Origin of the sequence: Streptomyces sp. NPDC059002, assembly GCF_042740435.1 — a bacterium.
Taxonomy (GTDB): Bacteria; Actinomycetota; Actinomycetes; order Streptomycetales; family Streptomycetaceae; genus Streptomyces.
Map to the genome: position 1 here is coordinate 214,140 of NZ_JBHYJI010000004.1, position 16,883 is coordinate 231,022.

The following is a 16,883-nucleotide window of genomic DNA, read 5'->3' on the forward strand; positions in this document are numbered from 1 at the left end:
CTCTCCATCCTGGTCCGAGTCACCGGTTATGGCCTGTTGAAGCAGGGGTCTGCATAATCGCGCGGGAGGGGAGGGGGACGGCCATGGGTGAACAGGACGGACAGCGGTGTCCCGAGTGCGGGGCGACGCGCGCGCCGGGGAGCGCTCCGGAGTGCGGCTGCACCCGGCGTGCGGCCGACGAGGCGCGCAGAACGCGGTCCGCGGAGGCCGCGGCGGCGGAGGACTTCAATCCGCTGCGGATCCGCCCCTACGTCTCGCTGCCGGAACCCGAGGGCCCACCGGCCCCCGCGGACCTGCGCCTCTTCGCGACTGCGGGCCCGGACCAGCCCACTCCGCCCGCGGCAGGCCCCCCGGAAACCCCCGGCACCTCCGGGCTTCCCGCACCCTCCTCCTCGTACGACGAAGAAACCCGGCCCCAAGAAGAGGTGCGGTACGAGGAGGGGAAGCGCAAACGCCGCTACGTCCTGCTCGCCGGGGCGGGCGCGGTGGCCGCCGTGGCCGCTGCCGCCGTCTTCGCCACCGGACTCTTCTCCTCCGCCGCGGACAGACCGACCCGGGACCTCGCACTGCCCGACGCACCGACGACGGCTCCCCGCACACCCACCACCAGCTCGGCCCCGGCACCCGCGGCCAAGCCGTCCACGCCCCCCTCGCCCGCCCCGGCCCACACCCCGAGCGCGACGCGACCGCCCCCCTCACCGAGCCGCTCGACCCGTCCGCCCTCCGCACCACCGTCCACGGCACGGGCCACCGGCTCCGTGGACACCGCGACGCCCCCGCCCCGCAGAAATGACTCCGCCACCCTGCGCGAGGGCGACAAGGGCCCGCGGGTGACGGAGCTGCAGGGCAGGCTTTCGCAGCTGTACTTGTACGTGGGCGAGCAGAACGGCACGTACAGCCCCGAGGTCACCGCCGCAGTGACGCGCTACCAGTGGGCGCGCGGCATCAGAGGCGACCGGACGGGCGAGTACGGTCGCGCGACGCGGCGCAGCCTGGAGTCGGAGACGACGCATCCGTAGGGGGGCACCCCCGCCCCCTCTTGGATCTCTCCCCCTTGCCCCCTTGCTCCCTTGCTCCCTTTCTTCCTTGCCTCAGCCGAAGGTCAGCCGGAGCGAGCCGTCCGCCGTGGCCTCGACCCGCACCCGCGTCAGGTCGTCGACGTGCACCGTCGGCCCGAACGCGGCCGCCCTGGCGCCGATGCCCACGACGCGCATGCCCGCGGCGAGCCCCGCCTGGATGCCCGCCTCGGAGTCCTCGAAGACCACGCAGTCCGCCGGGTCGAACCCGAGCTCGGCCGCGCCCTTGAGGAACCCCTCGGGGTCCGGCTTGCTCGCGCCCACGCTCTCCGCGGTCACCCGCACGTCCGGCAGCGGAAGACCGGCCGCGGCCATCCGGCCGTTGGACAGCGGCACGTCGGCGGAGGTCACGAGCGCGTGCGGAAGCCCGGCGAGCGACGCCATGAACGCGGGCGCCCCCGGCACCGGCACGACGCCCTCCATGTCGGAGGTCTCCGCGACGAGCATCTCGCGGTTCTCGGCGTGGTTCTCCGCCATGGGCCGCTCCGGCAGCAGCACCGCCATGGAGGCATAACCCTGCCGCCCGTGGACGACCTTGATGACCTCGTCGAAGTCGAGCCCGTGCTTCTCGGCCCAGCGCCGCCAGCACCGCTCGACGACGGCGTCCGAGTTGACGAGGGTGCCGTCCATGTCGAGGAGGACGGCCCGGGCGGTCAGGGCGGGGGCGGCGGTCGTGGCCGTCATCGGCGTGCTCCAGAGCGCAGAGGGCGTGTGCTGGTCCGCGCGTTCCGCAGCCGGTGGCTCCGGAAGCGCGGAGCAGAGATCCAAAGATCAAGGCAGCCCCGCCCGCCGGTCAGGGAATACGGGCGGAGCCACTTTGTTCCTGCACGGTACAAAACGGGGCCCACAAAAGCCAGCGGCGCAGGTCAGGACGCCGAAGGGGCAGGAATGGGGCTGATCTGGACAGGGGGGTGGGGGCCTGGGGGGAGCGGGTCGGAGTTGGGGGGCGGCGGTGAGGGCCGGTTGGCGGGCGTGGGGGCGAAACCGCGGGCGGGTCGGCGGCGAGGGGGGGGACGGTCGGCCTAGAGGGGCGGTCGGCACAGAGGGACGATCGGCACAGAGGGACGATCGGCACAGAGGGGCGGTCGGCGCGGAGGGACGATCGGCGCGGAGGGGCGGTCGGCGCACCCCGACGGCAGTTAGCGGCACCGCGGGCAGGTCGACGTAGGGGGCGATCGGCGCAGAGGGGACGGTCGGCGCACCCCGACGACGGTCAGCGGCACCGCGGGCGGGTCGGCACCGAGGGGACGGTCGGCGCCGAGGGCCAGTCGACACAGAGGAGCGGTCGGCGCGCCCCGACGACGGTCAGCGGCACCGCAGGCAGGTCGGCACCGAGGGGACGGTCGACGCCGAGGGCCAGTCGACACAGAGGAGCGATCGGCACACCCCGACGACAGCCAGCGGCACCGCGGGCAGGTCGGCACCGAGGGGACGGTCGACACAGAGGGGACGGTCGGCACACCCCGACGACAGTCAGCGGCACCGCGGGCCGGTGCGACGAGGCCGACGGAGAGCGAGCCCCCGCGGGACGCCCCCCCGAGCGAGCGCACTTCACCGCTTCACGTACGACCCCTCAGCTCACCCACACCTCCGCAGCGCGCGAGCGCACCCATACGCACGCGGACGCACACGCAGAGACGCACACACCGGGGCACACGCGGCACCCAAGCCTCACCACCCGCCACCCGCCACCCGTCGCCCGCCACTCGCCACCCACCACCCCCTGAGCCACCCGATCACAACTCCCCACCCCCACAGCGGCCATGACACCCCGCCAGAACCCTTGAACTCCGCACCTGATTGACGCGACCCTGTCACCGGATGCACATCTGCAGGTAACCCCGCACCGCAAGCATGGCCGCCCCACCGGCCAACTTCCCCCCACACCCAGGGAGTTCGCATGTCCGCTGTCTACGCGCGTCGATACGCCCGTTACGCCTCCGCAGCCGTCGTCCTCGCCTCCGCGGCCACTCTCGTCACCGGCTCCCCCGCCCAGGCCGCTCCCCCGGCCCCGGTCAGCGCCGCCACCGCACGCACCTACCTCGGCGAACTCACCGTCAAGGCCGAGGGCTCGTCCGACGGTTACAGCCGCGACAAGTTCCCGCACTGGATCACCCAGTCCGGCGCCTGCAACACCCGCGAGGTCGTCCTCAAGCGCGACGGCACGAACGTCGAGCAGGACTCCAGCTGTGCCGCCGTCTCCGGAACGTGGAAGTCCGCGTACGACGGCGCCACCTGGACCGCGGCGTCCGACCTCGACATCGACCACGTCGTACCGCTCTCCGAGGCCTGGAAGTCCGGCGCGAACAACTGGACCACCGCGCAGCGCCAGGGCTTCGCCAACGACCTGACCCGGCCCCAGCTGATCGCCGTCACCGACAACGTCAACCAGGCCAAGGGCGACCAGGACCCGGCCGAGTGGCTGCCGCCCACCGCGTCGTACCACTGCTACTACGCCCGCATGTGGGTGGACGTGAAGCACCACTACAACCTGACGGTGAACTCCGAGGAGAAGAGCGCCCTGTCCTCGATCCTCAACGGCTGCTGACCTCCACCGACGAAGGCAAACAGAGACAAATCGCGGAACCGGCCCGCCCTCTCCCGTCGTTTCGTACCGTACGGGGCGACGGAGGAGGGTGATCACTGTGGCACGGCTGCGCCTTGGTCCACTGCTGAGGTACGTCGACGGTTCCACGGCGACCGTCTGGGTCGAGGCCGACCGGCCCTGCACCGCCGAGGTGCGGTGCGCGGACGGCGCGGGCGGCTCGGCGCGCACCTTCCAGGTCGCCGGCCACCACTACGCGCTCGTCCCCGTGACAGGACTGACCCCGGGCACGGAGACGGCGTACGAGGTGTGGCTCGGCGAGAGCGCGGGCGCCGCCGTCTGGCCGCTGCCCGAATCGCCTTATCCGGCGAGCACCATCCGTACGCCCGCCGACAGCGGCGCCGACGAACTGCGCGTCACGTTCGGATCCTGCCGGTGGGCCGCTCCCCCACCGGAAGAACACGACCCCGTCGGCCCCGACGCCCTGGACACCCTCGCCGCCCGCATCGCGGCGGACCCGACCGCCGAGCGCCCGGACGTCCTGCTCCTGCTCGGCGACCAGGTCTACGCGGACCAGACCTCCAAGGCCACCCAGCGCTGGCTCGCCGCCCGCCGCGACCTCTCCGACCCCCCGGGCGTGCAGGTCGCGGACTACGAGGAGTACACCCACCTCTACTACGAGTCCTGGCTCGACCCCGAGGTCCGCTGGCTGCTCTCCACCGTACCCAGCTGCATGATCTTCGACGACCACGACGTCATCGACGACTGGAACACCAGCGCGGCCTGGCTCGCCGAGATGCGCGCCACCCCCTGGTGGCGCGAGCGCGTCCTGAGCGGCCTCATGTCGTACTGGGTGCACCAGCACCTCGGCAATCTACGGCCAGAGGAACTGGAGAGCGACGACGTCTACGCGGCCGTGCGCACGACACCCGACGGCACGGACGCACTGCGCGCCTTCGCCGCCGCGGCCGACGCGGACGCCACCACGGCCCGCTGGAGCTACCGCCGCGACTTCGGCCGGGTGCGCCTGCTGATGGTCGACACCCGCGCCGCCCGCGTGCTCGACGAGGGCAAACGCGCCATGCTCGACGCCGACGAGGCCCGCTGGCTGCGCGAACAGGCCCTCGCGGGCGACTGCGACCACCTCCTCATCGGCACGTCCCTGCCCTGGCTGCTCCCCCACCTCATCCACGACGCCGAGGGCTGGAACGCCGCGCTGTGCCGCGGCGAACGCGGCGCCCGCTGGGCCCGCTTCGGCGAAAACCTGCGCAGACGCTCGGACCTGGAGCACTGGGCGGCCTTCCCCACCTCCTTCGAAGCACTCACCGCCCTGATCGCGGAGGCGGGTTCGGGCGAGGACGCCCCCGCGACGGTCTGCGTACTCTCCGGCGACGTCCACCACGCCTACATCGCCGAACCGACCTGGCCCGCCGACGCCGCCCCTGACGCCCGCGTCCTCCAACTGACCTGCTCCCCCGTCCACAACTCCATTCCCACCTCGATAAAACTCGGCTTCCGCTTCGGCTGGAGCCGCGTGGGCCGCGCCCTCGGCCGCCGCTTCGCACGACACGGCGGTGTCGCCCAGGCAGGCATCGACTGGCGCAGAACCGGCGGCCCTTGGTTCGGCAACCAACTCATGACACTGACCCTGCAAGGCCGCTCCTCCCACCTCCACCTGGACCAGGCGCAGACGTCACGCGGAGGCGACGTACACCTGAAGAGAACAGAGGAAACAAAACTTTCCTAGCGCGGCAGTGCACCCACCGGCCCGCAGCGGAACCGGCACGGCCCACCGGCCCGCAGCCGCGATCGAGACCGGAGGGGACGCGGCGGTATGTCCGCCCGGAGCACGTGAGGCCACGTGCCGAGGGAGATGACCGAGGCGGTGCACCGGGATAGCGAGGACGGACATACCGCCGCGGCCCCGCCCCACGACATACGGGGCGAACCCCACACCACCCGCACCGTGACACACCCCACACCCAGATATGGATCCTCCACCAACACTTCGGCATCAGGCCCCCCAACGGCATGATGATGCGGACCATCCGCTTCCAGCACCCCTTATGCCCCGGGAGTCCCGCTTTTGTCCGCACCCGCGCCTGCGCCCGCACCCGCGCCCGCCCCCACCCCCACCCTCGCCCTGGTAGGCGCAGGCCCCCGCGGCACCAGCGTGCTGGAACGCATCTGCGCGTCGACCCCCGAACTCCTGCCCCCCGGAACACGACTGACCGTCCACGTCATCGACCCCGCACCCCCGGGCCCAGGACGCGTCTGGCGCACGACGCAGCCGGACGAGCTCCTGATGAACACGGTCGCCTCACAGGTGACCCTCTTCACGGACGAGAGCGTCGACTGCTCGGGCCCGATACGCCCGGGCCCGAGCCTGTACGAGTGGGCCGCCGAAGAAGAAGGGGCCCCCGGGCCAGGCCCCGACGACTACCCGACCCGCGCCTGCTACGGCCGCTACCTGGAGTGGGTCTTCGCCGAGACGGTGCGCCACGCACCGGACACGGTGCACGTCCAGGTGCACGCGGCACGCGCCGTCCGACTCGACGAGACGCCCGACGGCCTGCAGACCCTCGTACTGGACAACGGCCGCGAACTACAGGGCCTTTCGGCGGTAGTCCTGGCACAGGGACACCTACCAACCCGCACCACCCAGCCCCAGAACCCAAACCAGAACCAGCCCCACCCCCAACTCGCAGCCCACGCAGCAAAACACGCCCTAAGACACTTCCCGCCCGCCAACCCCGCCGACCTGGACCTGTCCACCATCGCCCCCGGCGAGCCCACCCTCCTGCGCGGCCTGGGCCTCAACTTCTTCGACCACATGGCCTTGTTGACCGTGGGCCGAGGCGGACGCCACCTCCGTACGCCCGAAGGGACCCTGCGCTACGAGCCGTCGGGCCGCGAACCGCGCCTGTACGCGGGATCGCGACGCGGCGTCCCCTATCAGGCGCGCGGCGACAACGCGAAGGGCCCCTACGGACGGCACAGGCCCGCCGTCCTCACCCCCGAGGCGATAGCCCGCTTCCGCAAGCGCGCGGACAGCGGCGACGCCCCCGACTTCCTCGACGAGATATGGCCGCTGGTCGCCAAGGAGGTGGAGACGGTCCATTACGCGACGCTGCTCGCGGGACGGGAGACGCCGCACGAGATCGTCGAGGACTTCCGGGAGCGGTTTCTCGCCACGGGCCACCAGAGCACTCAAGAGGCGTCGATTCTGGGGGAGTTCGGGATCACGGAAGCCGAGCGCTGGTCCTGGGACCGGCTCTCCCGCCCGCACCCCGACCAGGGCTTCACCTCCCCCGACGCACACCGCACCTGGCTGCTCGCCCTGCTGCGCGAGGACGCCGCGCAGGCCGCGCTCGGCAATGTCGCGGGCCCGCTGAAGGCCGCGCTCGACGTCCTGCGCGATCTGCGCAACGAGCTCCGGCTGGTCGTCGACCACGGCGGCCTGTCCGGCGCGTCGCGCCGCGACCACCTCGACCGCTGGTACACGCCGCTGAACGCCTTCCTCTCCATCGGCCCGCCGCGCCGCCGCATCGAGGAGATGACGGCACTGATCGAGGCGGGCGTCCTCGACGTGCTCGGCCCGCGCCTCGACGTACGCCCCGAGGGCGGCGCGTTCCGCGCGCACTCCCCCGACGTACCGGGTTCCGATGTGCGGGTCACCACACTGATCGAGGCCCGGCTGCCCGAGCCTGACCTGCGCAGGACCGCCGACGAGCTGCTGGGACGGCTGCTCGCCGACGGCCGGTGCCGCCCCCACGTGGTGGGCGGACACGAAACCGGAGGGCTCGACGTCACGCCGCGCCCGTACCACCTGATCGACCGTCAGGGCCGCGCGCACGCACGCCGGTTCGCGTTCGGCGTGCCCACGGAAGGCGTGCACTGGGTGACCGCGGCGGGCGCCAGACCCGGCGTGGATTCGGTGACGCTGTCGGACGCCGACGCGGTGGCGCGGGCCGCGCTGCGCACCGCGACGGGGCACGCCGCGCCGCCGCCGGACACCCGCGGGGCGACGGAAGCGGAACCCCCGACTGACCAAATGTTGAACTTGCAAGCACTAATTAGGTTCGCCTAATCTAGGCCCTCCGCTCGGTTCCGTCCCCAAACCGAAGGAGTCCCCCACCATGACTGGACGTCTCGACAACGCCCAGCCCTACGCCCTCGGGCTGTTCCGCATAGTCATCGGCCTGCTCTTCGCCTGCCACGGCGCCTCGTCGCTCTTCGGCGTCCTCGGCGGCGCCGACGGCAACGGCGGCACGCTGGACGCGGGCACCTGGCCCGGCTGGTACGCGGCCGTCATCCAGCTCGTCGGCGGCACCCTGGTCGCCCTCGGCCTCGGCACCCGCGCGGCGGCGTTCATCTCGTCGGGCTCGATGGCCTACGCCTACTTCAAGGTCCACCAGCCAGAGGCCCTGTGGCCCCTGCAGAACGGCGGCGAGGCCTCGGCGATCTTCTGCTGGGCGATGCTCCTGCTCGTCTTCACCGGGTCCGGCGCGTTCGGCATCGACCGGCTCATCGCCGCCCGCGGCGAGCGCGACGCGGACAAGGCCTCGGAGCGCACACCGGTCGCGGCCTGACCCCACGCATGACGGCGCCCCCTTCCTCGTACGGACGAGGAAGGGGGCGCCGTCGTACGCACGGGACGCGCTGCCTAGGGCAGCGACCCGAACGGCACCGTGAAGCACGCCACCCGGTCGCCCGCGCCGCCCTGCTCGCGGTGCAGGACGACGGATCCCGCACCGCCGGGCCTGAATCCCCAGCGGTGGTGCGCGCTCGCCGAGCCCGCGCCGTCCGGCCCCGCCGTGAAGTCCAGCCACACCTCGTTCCCGGGGTTGAGGTAGGCCGGGTCCTTCGACGGCTGCACCGGGTCCTCGCGGTGCTGGTAGTGGCCGCCCGCCGCCTCCGGGTTCGCGCCGCACGGCTTCTGGTGGACGTGCACGCCGTACGCGTGGCCGGGCTTGAGGCCCTTCACCCGGGCGGTGACGGTCGTGCCGCGCTCGTCGCTGTGCTGCTCGACCCGGATCCAGGACGCCGCGGGGACGAGCCCCTGCTCGTACGTCACCGCGGGCGAGGGGATGAGCGCCGTGGGCGGCGCGAAGCGTGCCTCCGCCCGCACCCAGTAGTGGTCCGCGGCACCACCGGAGGCCACGCCCCCGGAAGCCGTGCCACCGCTCACGCCGCCGCCCGCGGCGAGCACCGCCGCCGCCACGGCACCGGCCACCATCCCTGCCACCATCGCCCGCTCCTGTCCCTTGGGTCCCTTGGGTCCTGCCTCGTTCGTACGGGAATCGGGGAACGTACGCCGCGTCGGAAGCGGCAGCCGGGTGAACGTGACGTGACGAACATCCGAGCCCCCAGCGGATCTACGACCGGGTGCGCGGCGTACGCTGTACAGCTGTCATCAGGCCGCCCACGCCGCTCCCCGCGACACAGCGGCAACGCGCTGCCGATCGGGGAGTCACGGGGAGTTGTGGTGCTGGAGAGTGTGGGGGCGTTGACCGGTAGCCCATGGATCTACGCGGTCGTGGCGGTGTCCGTCCTGTTCGACGTCTTCGTGCCGGTCCTGCCGAGCGGCGTGCTCGTCATCATGTCGGCCACCGCGGCCGCCGCAGCGGGCACCGCGGGCGTCCCGCACGGCGTCCCCGACATCCTGCTCCTGACGCTCTGCGCCGCCACCGCCTCGGTCCTCGGCGACATGGTCGCCTTCCGCCTCGCCTGGCGCGGCGGCGAACGGCTCGACCGCGCCATCGCCCGCTCCCGCCGGCTGACCACCGCGCAGGAGAGGCTCGGCACGGCGCTCGCGCGGGGCGGCGGCGTGCTCGTCGTCATCGCGCGCTTCGCGCCCGCGGGCCGCTCGATCGTCTCCCTCGGCGCGGGCGCGGCCCACCGCAAGGTGCGCGAATTCCTGCCCTGGTCCGCCCTGGCCGGCCTCGCCTGGGCCGGCTACAGCGTCGCCCTCGGCTACTTCGGCGGCCAGTGGCTCGGCGCGACCTGGCTGGCCACCGGCGTCTCGCTGCTCGCGCTCTTCGCTGCGGGCGCGGGCGCGGCCTTCCTGGTCCGCCGCCCGGCCGCGCACTGACGCGCGGCTGCCGCTACGAGGCCCGCGCCCCGCGCACTTCGAGCCCGCCGAGCAGCTCGGCGGTCGCCTCGGCGACGGCGTCGACCGCCCGCTCGAACACCTCGCGGTTGTGCGCGGCGGGCGCCCGGAACCCGGACACCTTCCGCACGTACTGCAGCGCGGCGGCCCGGATCTCCTCCTCGGTGGCGTCTTCGGGGATGGCGGGCGGACGCAGCGTCTTGATGCTTCGGCACATGCCTCCAGCTTGCCACTCACCCGGCGGGTGACGGGTGTCCCGGGGCGAGGACGGGCGGGGACGCGGGTTCGTCGGATCCGGGGGTACGGGACCCGGGCGGATCCGGGAAGTCCGCGAGCGCGAGCGGCACTTGCGACGCGCAGTCCGCGCGCCCGCACTCGCACGCGAAGGGGCGGACCGTGGTGGCGGGATCGCCGCTCGTCCAGGGGCGGGCGAAGTACGCCGCGTACTGACGGACGACCGCGCGGTTGGCGTGCCGCAGCAGCCGGGCCCGCTCGGCCGCGCTCCGGGCCACGGGCCCCGCGGCCAGCGCGTCGGCGAAGAGTTTCTCCAGTTCCGCGACGGTGTCCGGCACGCTCCGCGTCCCGTCGACCGGCAGGACGCGGGCGCCGGACTCCGCCACCTGGGCCCCGATCTCCTCGAGCAGCAGGGTGTAGAGCGCCGTCACGCCCGGGGCGATCCCGCGTTCCGCGAGGCGGGCCCGCTGCACGTCCGGCGTCGGCAGCAGCCAGACCGCGCGGTCGCCCGCCCCCGCGACCGCGGGCGTGACCGGGGTGCCCTCGGCGACGGTCAGCGGTGCCGCGGGCAGGGCGCGCAGATCGTCGGCGATCATGGCGCCGCGCTCGTGGTGCAGGGACATCGCGAGCATCTCGTGCGGCGGCAGCGACCAGCGCCGCCCGGGCGGCAGCCGCTCCCAGCGCGCGGCCGCCGCATGGCCCGCGGCGAGCGCCCGGTCGCGGTGCTCCCAGGTGTGGACGTCGGCCTGGTACAGGCGCAGCCCGTGCCGCCGGGCGAGCACCCGGGCGACCGTCGTCTTGCCCGCTCCCGGCGGCCCGCCGATCCACAGCACGGGCGCCGTCACCGGCTCGCCCTCGTCCGCCACGTCCTGTCCCTCCGCCCCGCCGACCCGCCCGGTGGCCCAGTGAAGCACCCCTGAACCGGAATCCGCGGGACTCACCGTCCGCATCACTCGCACATGAAATTCGAACAGGAGTAGCATTACCGCGTGCCTCCAACCCCTTCCCATGACTTCCCGAGCGACCTCCTCGCCGGCCAGGAGGAACTGCACCAGGTCCGCTCCGAACTCCTGGCCCTGCTCAAACGGCTCCCCTGGTCCGTCGAGCCACTCGACGGCTTCAGCGACACCGGCGGCTGGCGCAAGGTGGAGCGCCCCGCCTCCCCCGGCTGGACCCCGGACGAACAGGCCGAGGTCGAGAAACTGCGCGCGCGGGAGCGGGAGTTGGCGGTCTTCGTGAGCTGCCACCGCTTCTGGGAACAGGTCTCCGGGCCCGACGTGGTGCAGGCGAGGGCACGCCTCAAGCACGCCCACGAGAGCCCGGACGGCTCACAGCCCGCAAGCCATTGACAGCAGGAGACGGCGGGCGTTGACTCCTTCTCCTACAAAGCGGGTCCTTGCCCAAGTGTTTACGGGGAGTGTTTGTCGGGACCCGCCCACTGGGTCGCCCATCCGCCATGCCGTCGGCCCGACGCATCCAGCCCCGTACATCAGGGGCCGCTCCTGCGAGCCGCGGAGGTGCAGCCATGAACGTACTCATTGTCATCGCGATCCTGGCCCTCATCGGCCTGGGGTTCAACCAACCGCTGCTGTGGCTGGCCGCAGCGGCGCTCGTCTTCTACCTGGTGCGCTTCTACGAGGGCGGCGGGAGCAGCAAGAGCAGCTCCGGCGCCGGCGGCGGAAGCAGTGCCGGTGGCATGGGAGGCGGGGGCGGTAGTGGCGGAGGCGGGGGTGGCGGAGGCTACCCCAAGACGTACCGCGACTACCGCATCCGCAAAGAACGCCAGGAGCGCTGGGACCGCAGGTACCGCAGGACCCATCCGGGTTCCGGGCGCTGACGAAGGCCACGGTGCGCGGCGCCGGTCCCGCCGCGCACCCACCCCGTACTCGGTACGCGTTCAGCGCGTACCAGCACGTACCAACACGTAGTCACCAGAAGCCACCCACCGCGTGCCGCCCGTCCCGTGCCGGGCGGCACCCCCCTGTCACACCTTTCTGTCACGGCTTTCTGTCACGGCACCGGCACCCGATACGACTACTCACTGATCTGGGTGACACCAGGCTTACCCGCGAATTCGGCGGGGATTGAGGTCATGCCCAGCGCGATGCCCGCCTGGGCATGACCTCACCCGGGGAGCCACCCGCATGCGCCTGAGAGCCGCCGCGACCACCGCCTTCTTCGCCGCCCTGCTGACCGCCGTCGCCCCGTCCGCCGTCGCGGAGCCGACCGCTCCGCACGTCGCCACGCCCCCGGGCAGGATCTGTTTCTGGACCGAGCCCGGCATGATGGGCCAGTCCTGGTGCTACGGCCCGCCCGGCTACGCCGAGGCCGAGAACGGCACGCAGCGCCACGCCTACTCCTTCGAGTCCCGCTACAACGGCACTGTGTACGCCATCAGTTACGGATCGGGCAGCAGTTGCGTCTACCGCGAGATCCGCGCGGACGACTACGACGAGAACTGGACCGCCTGGGCCACCAAACTGGACGGCGTGAGCCACGACAAGATGGGCTGCGAACCGGGCTGATCCGCGCCGTGCACACCACCGACAGGCCCCGCGCCGCCGCCCTCGTCCTCGGCCTCTGCGCCCTGCTCCTCACCGGCGGCTGCGCACCGGCCCCCGCACCCACCCGTCCCCCGATGCGGCCCGACGACCTCATCAAGGCCGCCCAACAACGGCTCACGGACCGCTGCTTGACGCACCAGGGCCTCACCCCGCCCCGCGCCGGACAGCGGCCCGGGGCCACCCGCGCCGCACGGCGGCAGGACCGGCGCGTCTCCGACGCCCTCTTCGGCGCGGGCCGTACGGAGCTCTCCCTCACGCTGCCCACCGGCTACTCCGTGCGCGCCCACACCGACGGCTGCCTGGCCACCGCCCAACAGACGCTCTACGGCGACCAACGGCGCTGGTTCCAGGTCTCGACCGTCGTCAACAACCTCAAACCGGAGGCCGCCCACCGCGACCGCAGCCTCGCCTCGGTACGGGCGATGCACCGCACCGAACTGGCCGACTGGCGGCGCCTGCGCGCCCACGCCCTGTCCCGCGCGACGTCGCTCCTGCACGACGAAAGCGCCTCCCGACCGCACGACCGGCAAGCACTCGACAAGCTCGACATGCTCAGCAAGCCCAACAAGTAGGAGACCCCTCCATGATGACCAAGCCCATGGCCGTACTCGCCGCCACGCTGCTCGCCCTCGGCACCGCGCTCACCACATCGGGCACCTCCCAGGCGGCCTCGTGTCCGAGCGGCCAGTTCTGCGCCTGGACGGACGCGGACTTCGGCGGCCAGCGCACCAACTGGTCGGGCGACGACCACGATTGGGAGGACCCGATCCAGGACCAGGACTCCTCCTGGGCCAACCACGGCATCTCGGGCCCCGGCATCAAGGACCACGTCCAGGTCTACGAGAACCCGGGCCTCATCGGCTTCGGCACGGTCTGCCTGGGCCCCGGCCAGGAGATCAACTCCAACGGCTGGGGCAACGACAGCGGTGACTCCCACACGTGGACGATGGAGTGCTGACGCCTCCCTGCTGACGCCCCGTTGACGTCCCCCTGACGCCCCGTCGACGCCCCGCTCCGGCACACCAACGCACCGCGCCCCAGGCGAACTTGATCATGTCGCGTGGATCATGAGGTGATTGTGTGCCCGAGCCCGTCCCCCGTCGGTCGCGCGCTTTCCGGATGCCTACGCTCTTAGTGATCATGGGCGCTCACGGGCGCCCACCCACGACCGAACGGGGTTAGTTCGTGAAGAAGTTCGCTTCGCTGCTGAGTGTGGTGGCGATGACGGGTGCGACATTCGCCGCGGGGACCGCCGCGGCCGGTGCCGCGACGCCCGAGGCGGCACCGACGGCGGCGTCCAGCGGGACGTGCCCGGGCAAGGGAACGTACGTCAAGGCGCGCGAGAGCGTGAAGATCCGCAAGACCAAGAAGCTCAACGGCACAGCGATCGGCCTGTTCCCGAAGGGCGCGAAGGCCAAGTTCAACGGCTGCTTCGTCTCGTACGGCCAGACCTACCACAACCTGTGCACCTGGGACGAGGACAGCCGGTGGTCGCCCATCGACTACCGGGGCATGAAGGGCTGGATCCCCACGGCGTGCGAGATCTCGCCCTGACCGAGGCCTCGCCCCGGCTTCGTGACGAGAGGCCCTGACCCGGCCTCCCGATGAAGAAGAAGACCCCCCAGCCGATCATGGCTGGGGGGTCCGAAGCGGATGGTCACCCGCTTTTTCTACCCGGTGGGCGCGGACGGTTTCGAACCGCCGACATCCTCCTTGTAAGGGAGGCGCTCTACCCCTGAGCTACGCGCCCGGGACGAGTGGACAGCCTACCTTGCCTCGGGCAGTGCCCCGCAAACCGTCGCCCCGCGGCGCGACGGGCGCGGCCCTTGCGGGGGTTAACCCCACCCCGGATCCGGTGGAGGCCCGGATCCTCCCGATGCGGGACCTTCCGTAGAGTCTTGGAGAAGTCAAGATCATCTCCAGGGGGATCCATGCCCGTCCACACCCGTCGTCCGCGCGCCGTACGCGCCCTCGCCGCCGCCACCGGGACCGTCGCCGTCGTCGCGCTCGTCGGGGCCTGCGGGGCCGACGCGGCGGACGACAGCGATCCGGAGCACCGGACGTTCGCGCTGCCGGGCAGGACGCTGACCGTCGAATCCAGCGACTCCACGCTCGAACTGGTCCCGGCCAGGAGCGGCGGCAAGGACCTGAAGGTGACCCGGTGGTTCGACGGGCGGACCGTGCTCGGCGGCGACGTCAAGGTGACGTGGGAGATGGAAGGGGACCGGCTCAAGCTGGGCATGAAGTGCTCCGGCGTCATCGCCAACTGCGCGGCCAAGCACCGCGTCGAGGTGCCCCGCGGGGTGGCCGTGACCGTCGAGAGCAAGGACGGCGAGGTCACCGCGGACGGATTCCGGGAGGCCCTGAAGCTGAGCACGAAGGACGGCGCCGTCAGGGTCAAGGACTCCCGCGGGCCGCTCAGTCTGCGCAGCTCCGACGGCGCCATCACCGTCGAGAACTCCGTCGGGCCCCTCGACCTGTACAGCTCCGACGGCTCGATCACCGCGCGCGGCATCACCTCGCGGCAGGTGGCCGTCGACTCCAAGGACGGCTCCGTCTCGCTGGAGCTCGCCCGTGTGCCCGACCGGGTCGAGGCCCGCAGCAAGGACGGCTCCGTCGACATCGCGGTGCCGGGCCGGAAGGACGGGCGCAAGGTGGCGTACGACGTGCGGACCGAGACCTCCGACGGTTCGGTCGACGTATCCGTGCCGCGCGACGACAACAGCCCGCACCGCGTGTCCGTCCACAGCGCCGACGGCAAAGTCACGGTGCGCAGCGCGAACTAACCGGCCCGTGTGTTCGTCTTTAACCGGTGGGAGAATGTGACACCGGGCAGGGCGGATGACAGCACGGGAGAGGGATAGTGACGGCGACACCTTCGCAGCCGTACACACCGGACAGAGCAGGATCTCGGGGCACGAGGACGACGGCAGGCGCGGCGCGCCCGTCGCGCACCCCCGCTCGTCGGCCCCGCGGGAGCGCGCGCCGCACGCGCCCCGGCGGCCCCCTGCGTGACGTCATCGCCCTCGTCCTGCTGCCCCTGCCGCTCCTCGCCGCCACCGTCCCCGCCGCCTTCGCGGGCGGCGGCACGCGCCGCTGGTTCGGCGGGCGCGGCGAGAGCGTGCGCGCGGAGGCGCAGGCGGCGAAGGACGCCGCTGCCGCCGCCTTCTACGAACTGGACACCGCCCAGCGCGACCTGCGGATCTCCATCGAGACGATCGTCGCCGTGGACTCCTCGCCCGCCGCGCAGCGCGCCGTCTCCGACTTCGACGCCATCGGGCGGCGCATCGACGAGGTCAGCCACCAGTACATCAGCGCCGTGGACGCCCACGACCTCGACAGGGACGACCTCGAGTCCTCGGTCGCGGCCCGCGCGAGGACCGAGCTGACCCGGGCCAAGGACGAGCTGGGCAGGGCCAAGCAGGATCTCGAACGCTTCCAGCAGGGCCTCGGTCCACTGCTCGACAAGGCGGAGACGCAGCTCGCCCGGCTCGCCCCCGCGATAGAGCGGGCCCGCCAGACCCTGCTCGCCGCCAGCAACGCACTGGATGCCGTGCGGGGCGCGGGACTCAAGGCCGACGACCTCGCCGCCCGCCTCGCCGCCCTCGGCCCCGAGCTGACCAAGCTCAACCAAGGGGCGGGACAGCACGGCGTGGCGGAGACGCTGCAGCGCGCCGACCGGGTGCTGCGCGACGCCGAGGCCGTGCGGGCCGAGGCCGAGCGGCTGCCGGAGCGGGCCGCCGAGATCGACCGGCGCCTTGTGTCGCTGCGGACGCGCGCGCAGGCCCTGACCACCCGCAGCGGCCAGGTCGAGCCGGTCCTCAGCGAGCTCAGGCGCCGCTTCACCGCCGCCTGCTGGCAGGACCTCCAGCATGTGCCCGGCCAGGCCGCGGAGAATGTGCGGCAGGCGGAGGCCAAGCTCACGGAGGCCCGGCAGGCCCGTGACGAACAGCGCTGGCCGGACGCCACCTCGCTGCTCTCCACCGTGCGGGCGCTGCTCAATTCCACGGACGAGGCGGTCTCCGCGGCGGGCGACCGGCTCCAGCGGCTGAACGCGGTGGCGAAGGACCCGCAGCAGGAGATCGAGCGCACCCGCTTCGCGATCCGGGACGCACAGCGCCTGGCGATGGCGGGCCGCCACACGCCCGAGCCGCGGCACGCCCGCCCGCTGGACGACTCCGTGGGGCGCCTGGACCGCGCGGTGGCCTCCCTGGAGGGCCGCCACCCCGACTACTGGCACTTCCTGACCGAGACCGAGGCGGTGCGCTCGACGGTGGCGCGGGTGGTCGCGCAGATCCGGGAGGAGCGGGGCCAGGGGGCCTGAGGACGTCCCCTGCGTTTGGCGCTCGCCG

Annotated in this window: 18 protein-coding genes and 1 tRNA gene; 14 read left to right on the plus strand and 5 right to left on the minus strand. The window is 72.6% G+C overall.

Annotation, left to right across the window (positions count from 1 at the left end; genetic code table 11):
• Positions 1 to 83: 83 nt before the first annotated feature.
• A complete protein-coding gene (locus tag ACFWZ2_RS06355) occupies positions 84 to 1,019 on the plus strand; it encodes a peptidoglycan-binding protein (protein WP_384542635.1) in 936 nt (311 codons plus the stop codon).
• Positions 1,020 to 1,091: 72 nt separating this feature from the next.
• On the opposite strand, the gene ACFWZ2_RS06360 is transcribed toward ACFWZ2_RS06355, so the two are convergent.
• Positions 1,092 to 1,760 (minus strand): HAD family hydrolase, encoded by a 669-nt coding sequence (locus ACFWZ2_RS06360; RefSeq protein ID WP_384542638.1) that lies wholly within the window; start codon positions 1,758 to 1,760, stop codon positions 1,092 to 1,094.
• A gap of 1,216 nt (positions 1,761 to 2,976) precedes the next feature.
• Between ACFWZ2_RS06360 and ACFWZ2_RS06365 the strand changes: the two genes are divergently transcribed.
• The 4 genes from ACFWZ2_RS06365 (at position 2,977) to ACFWZ2_RS06380 (ending at position 8,213) form a co-directional block, all read left to right on the plus strand.
• Complete coding sequence (locus ACFWZ2_RS06365) at positions 2,977 to 3,624, plus strand: HNH endonuclease family protein (RefSeq protein WP_384542641.1); 648 nt, start codon at positions 2,977 to 2,979, stop codon at positions 3,622 to 3,624.
• 97 nt (positions 3,625 to 3,721) lie between these two features.
• Positions 3,722 to 5,368, plus strand: a complete 1,647-nt coding sequence (locus ACFWZ2_RS06370) for an alkaline phosphatase D family protein (protein ID WP_384542785.1) — start codon at positions 3,722 to 3,724, stop codon at positions 5,366 to 5,368.
• Positions 5,369 to 5,707: 339 nt separating this feature from the next.
• Positions 5,708 to 7,711, plus strand: coding sequence for an FAD/NAD(P)-binding protein (locus ACFWZ2_RS06375; RefSeq protein WP_384542644.1), 2,004 nt, complete (start codon positions 5,708 to 5,710; stop codon positions 7,709 to 7,711).
• Between the two features lie 49 nt (positions 7,712 to 7,760).
• Entirely contained in the window at positions 7,761 to 8,213 is a 453-nt protein-coding gene (locus tag ACFWZ2_RS06380; RefSeq protein ID WP_384542646.1) for a DoxX family protein, read from the plus strand.
• Positions 8,214 to 8,287: 74 nt separating this feature from the next.
• On the opposite strand, the gene ACFWZ2_RS06385 is transcribed toward ACFWZ2_RS06380, so the two are convergent.
• Positions 8,288 to 8,872 carry a superoxide dismutase family protein gene (locus tag ACFWZ2_RS06385; protein ID WP_384542649.1) on the minus strand — a complete coding sequence of 195 codons (585 nt, stop codon included), beginning with the start codon at positions 8,870 to 8,872 and terminating at the stop codon, positions 8,288 to 8,290.
• A 237-nt stretch (positions 8,873 to 9,109) separates the two neighbouring features.
• On the opposite strand from ACFWZ2_RS06385, the gene ACFWZ2_RS06390 reads away from it, so the two are divergent.
• Positions 9,110 to 9,715, plus strand: coding sequence for a DedA family protein (locus tag ACFWZ2_RS06390; RefSeq protein ID WP_384542651.1), 606 nt, complete (start codon positions 9,110 to 9,112; stop codon positions 9,713 to 9,715).
• Positions 9,716 to 9,728: 13 nt separating this feature from the next.
• Here ACFWZ2_RS06390 and ACFWZ2_RS06395 read toward each other — a convergent pair whose 3' ends face one another.
• The gene (locus ACFWZ2_RS06395) at positions 9,729 to 9,950 is read right to left on the minus strand and encodes a DUF2277 domain-containing protein (RefSeq protein ID WP_384542654.1); all 222 of its coding nucleotides are present in this window, start codon (positions 9,948 to 9,950) and stop codon (positions 9,729 to 9,731) included.
• Between the two features lie 16 nt (positions 9,951 to 9,966).
• On the minus strand, positions 9,967 to 10,881 hold the full coding sequence (locus ACFWZ2_RS06400) for a hypothetical protein (RefSeq protein WP_384542657.1): 915 nt from the start codon (positions 10,879 to 10,881) through the stop codon (positions 9,967 to 9,969).
• A gap of 75 nt (positions 10,882 to 10,956) precedes the next feature.
• Here ACFWZ2_RS06400 and ACFWZ2_RS06405 point away from each other — a divergent pair, with 75 nt between their 5' ends.
• From ACFWZ2_RS06405 to ACFWZ2_RS06430, 6 genes are all read left to right on the plus strand, one after another.
• On the plus strand, positions 10,957 to 11,316 hold the full coding sequence (locus ACFWZ2_RS06405; protein WP_384542660.1) for a hypothetical protein: 360 nt from the start codon (positions 10,957 to 10,959) through the stop codon (positions 11,314 to 11,316).
• Positions 11,317 to 11,492: 176 nt separating this feature from the next.
• Positions 11,493 to 11,804 carry a hypothetical protein gene (locus ACFWZ2_RS06410; RefSeq protein WP_384542663.1) on the plus strand — a complete coding sequence of 104 codons (312 nt, stop codon included), beginning with the start codon at positions 11,493 to 11,495 and terminating at the stop codon, positions 11,802 to 11,804.
• Positions 11,805 to 12,111: 307 nt separating this feature from the next.
• Positions 12,112 to 12,492 carry a hypothetical protein gene (locus tag ACFWZ2_RS06415; protein WP_384542665.1) on the plus strand — a complete coding sequence of 127 codons (381 nt, stop codon included), beginning with the start codon at positions 12,112 to 12,114 and terminating at the stop codon, positions 12,490 to 12,492.
• Between the two features lie 8 nt (positions 12,493 to 12,500).
• Complete coding sequence (locus ACFWZ2_RS06420) at positions 12,501 to 13,103, plus strand: hypothetical protein (RefSeq protein WP_384542668.1); 603 nt, start codon at positions 12,501 to 12,503, stop codon at positions 13,101 to 13,103.
• 14 nt (positions 13,104 to 13,117) lie between these two features.
• Positions 13,118 to 13,489, plus strand: coding sequence for a peptidase inhibitor family I36 protein (locus ACFWZ2_RS06425; protein WP_384542787.1), 372 nt, complete (start codon positions 13,118 to 13,120; stop codon positions 13,487 to 13,489).
• A 227-nt stretch (positions 13,490 to 13,716) separates the two neighbouring features.
• On the plus strand, positions 13,717 to 14,085 hold the full coding sequence (locus ACFWZ2_RS06430; protein ID WP_384542670.1) for a hypothetical protein: 369 nt from the start codon (positions 13,717 to 13,719) through the stop codon (positions 14,083 to 14,085).
• A gap of 124 nt (positions 14,086 to 14,209) precedes the next feature.
• Here the strand turns inward: ACFWZ2_RS06430 and ACFWZ2_RS06435 are convergent.
• Positions 14,210 to 14,281: transfer RNA gene (locus ACFWZ2_RS06435), tRNA-Val, on the minus strand.
• Between the two features lie 181 nt (positions 14,282 to 14,462).
• Here ACFWZ2_RS06435 and ACFWZ2_RS06440 point away from each other — a divergent pair.
• Together ACFWZ2_RS06440 and ACFWZ2_RS06445 are read left to right on the plus strand one after the other, a co-directional pair.
• Positions 14,463 to 15,317, plus strand: a complete 855-nt coding sequence (locus ACFWZ2_RS06440) for a DUF4097 family beta strand repeat-containing protein (RefSeq protein WP_384542672.1) — start codon at positions 14,463 to 14,465, stop codon at positions 15,315 to 15,317.
• Positions 15,318 to 15,394: 77 nt separating this feature from the next.
• Positions 15,395 to 16,855, plus strand: a complete 1,461-nt coding sequence (locus ACFWZ2_RS06445) for a hypothetical protein (protein WP_384542675.1) — start codon at positions 15,395 to 15,397, stop codon at positions 16,853 to 16,855.
• Positions 16,856 to 16,883: the final 28 nt, after the last annotated feature.

Bases quoted from the DNA above. Each gene is read 5' to 3' on its own strand.
- ACFWZ2_RS06365 (WP_384542641.1), top strand. From the start codon at position 2,977: ATGTCCGCTGTCTACGCGCGTCGATACGCCCGTTACGCCTCCGCAGCC.
- ACFWZ2_RS06395 (WP_384542654.1), bottom strand. From the start codon at position 9,950: ATGTGCCGAAGCATCAAGACGCTGCGTCCGCCCGCCATCCCCGAAGAC.
- ACFWZ2_RS06440 (WP_384542672.1), top strand. From the start codon at position 14,463: ATGCCCGTCCACACCCGTCGTCCGCGCGCCGTACGCGCCCTCGCCGCC.
- ACFWZ2_RS06380 (WP_384542646.1), top strand. From the start codon at position 7,761: ATGACTGGACGTCTCGACAACGCCCAGCCCTACGCCCTCGGGCTGTTC.
- ACFWZ2_RS06355 (WP_384542635.1), top strand. From the start codon at position 84: ATGGGTGAACAGGACGGACAGCGGTGTCCCGAGTGCGGGGCGACGCGC.
- ACFWZ2_RS06360 (WP_384542638.1), bottom strand. From the start codon at position 1,760: ATGACGGCCACGACCGCCGCCCCCGCCCTGACCGCCCGGGCCGTCCTC.
- ACFWZ2_RS06385 (WP_384542649.1), bottom strand. From the start codon at position 8,872: ATGGTGGCAGGGATGGTGGCCGGTGCCGTGGCGGCGGCGGTGCTCGCC.
- ACFWZ2_RS06410 (WP_384542663.1), top strand. From the start codon at position 11,493: ATGAACGTACTCATTGTCATCGCGATCCTGGCCCTCATCGGCCTGGGG.
- ACFWZ2_RS06415 (WP_384542665.1), top strand. From the start codon at position 12,112: ATGCGCCTGAGAGCCGCCGCGACCACCGCCTTCTTCGCCGCCCTGCTG.
- ACFWZ2_RS06425 (WP_384542787.1), top strand. From the start codon at position 13,118: ATGACCAAGCCCATGGCCGTACTCGCCGCCACGCTGCTCGCCCTCGGC.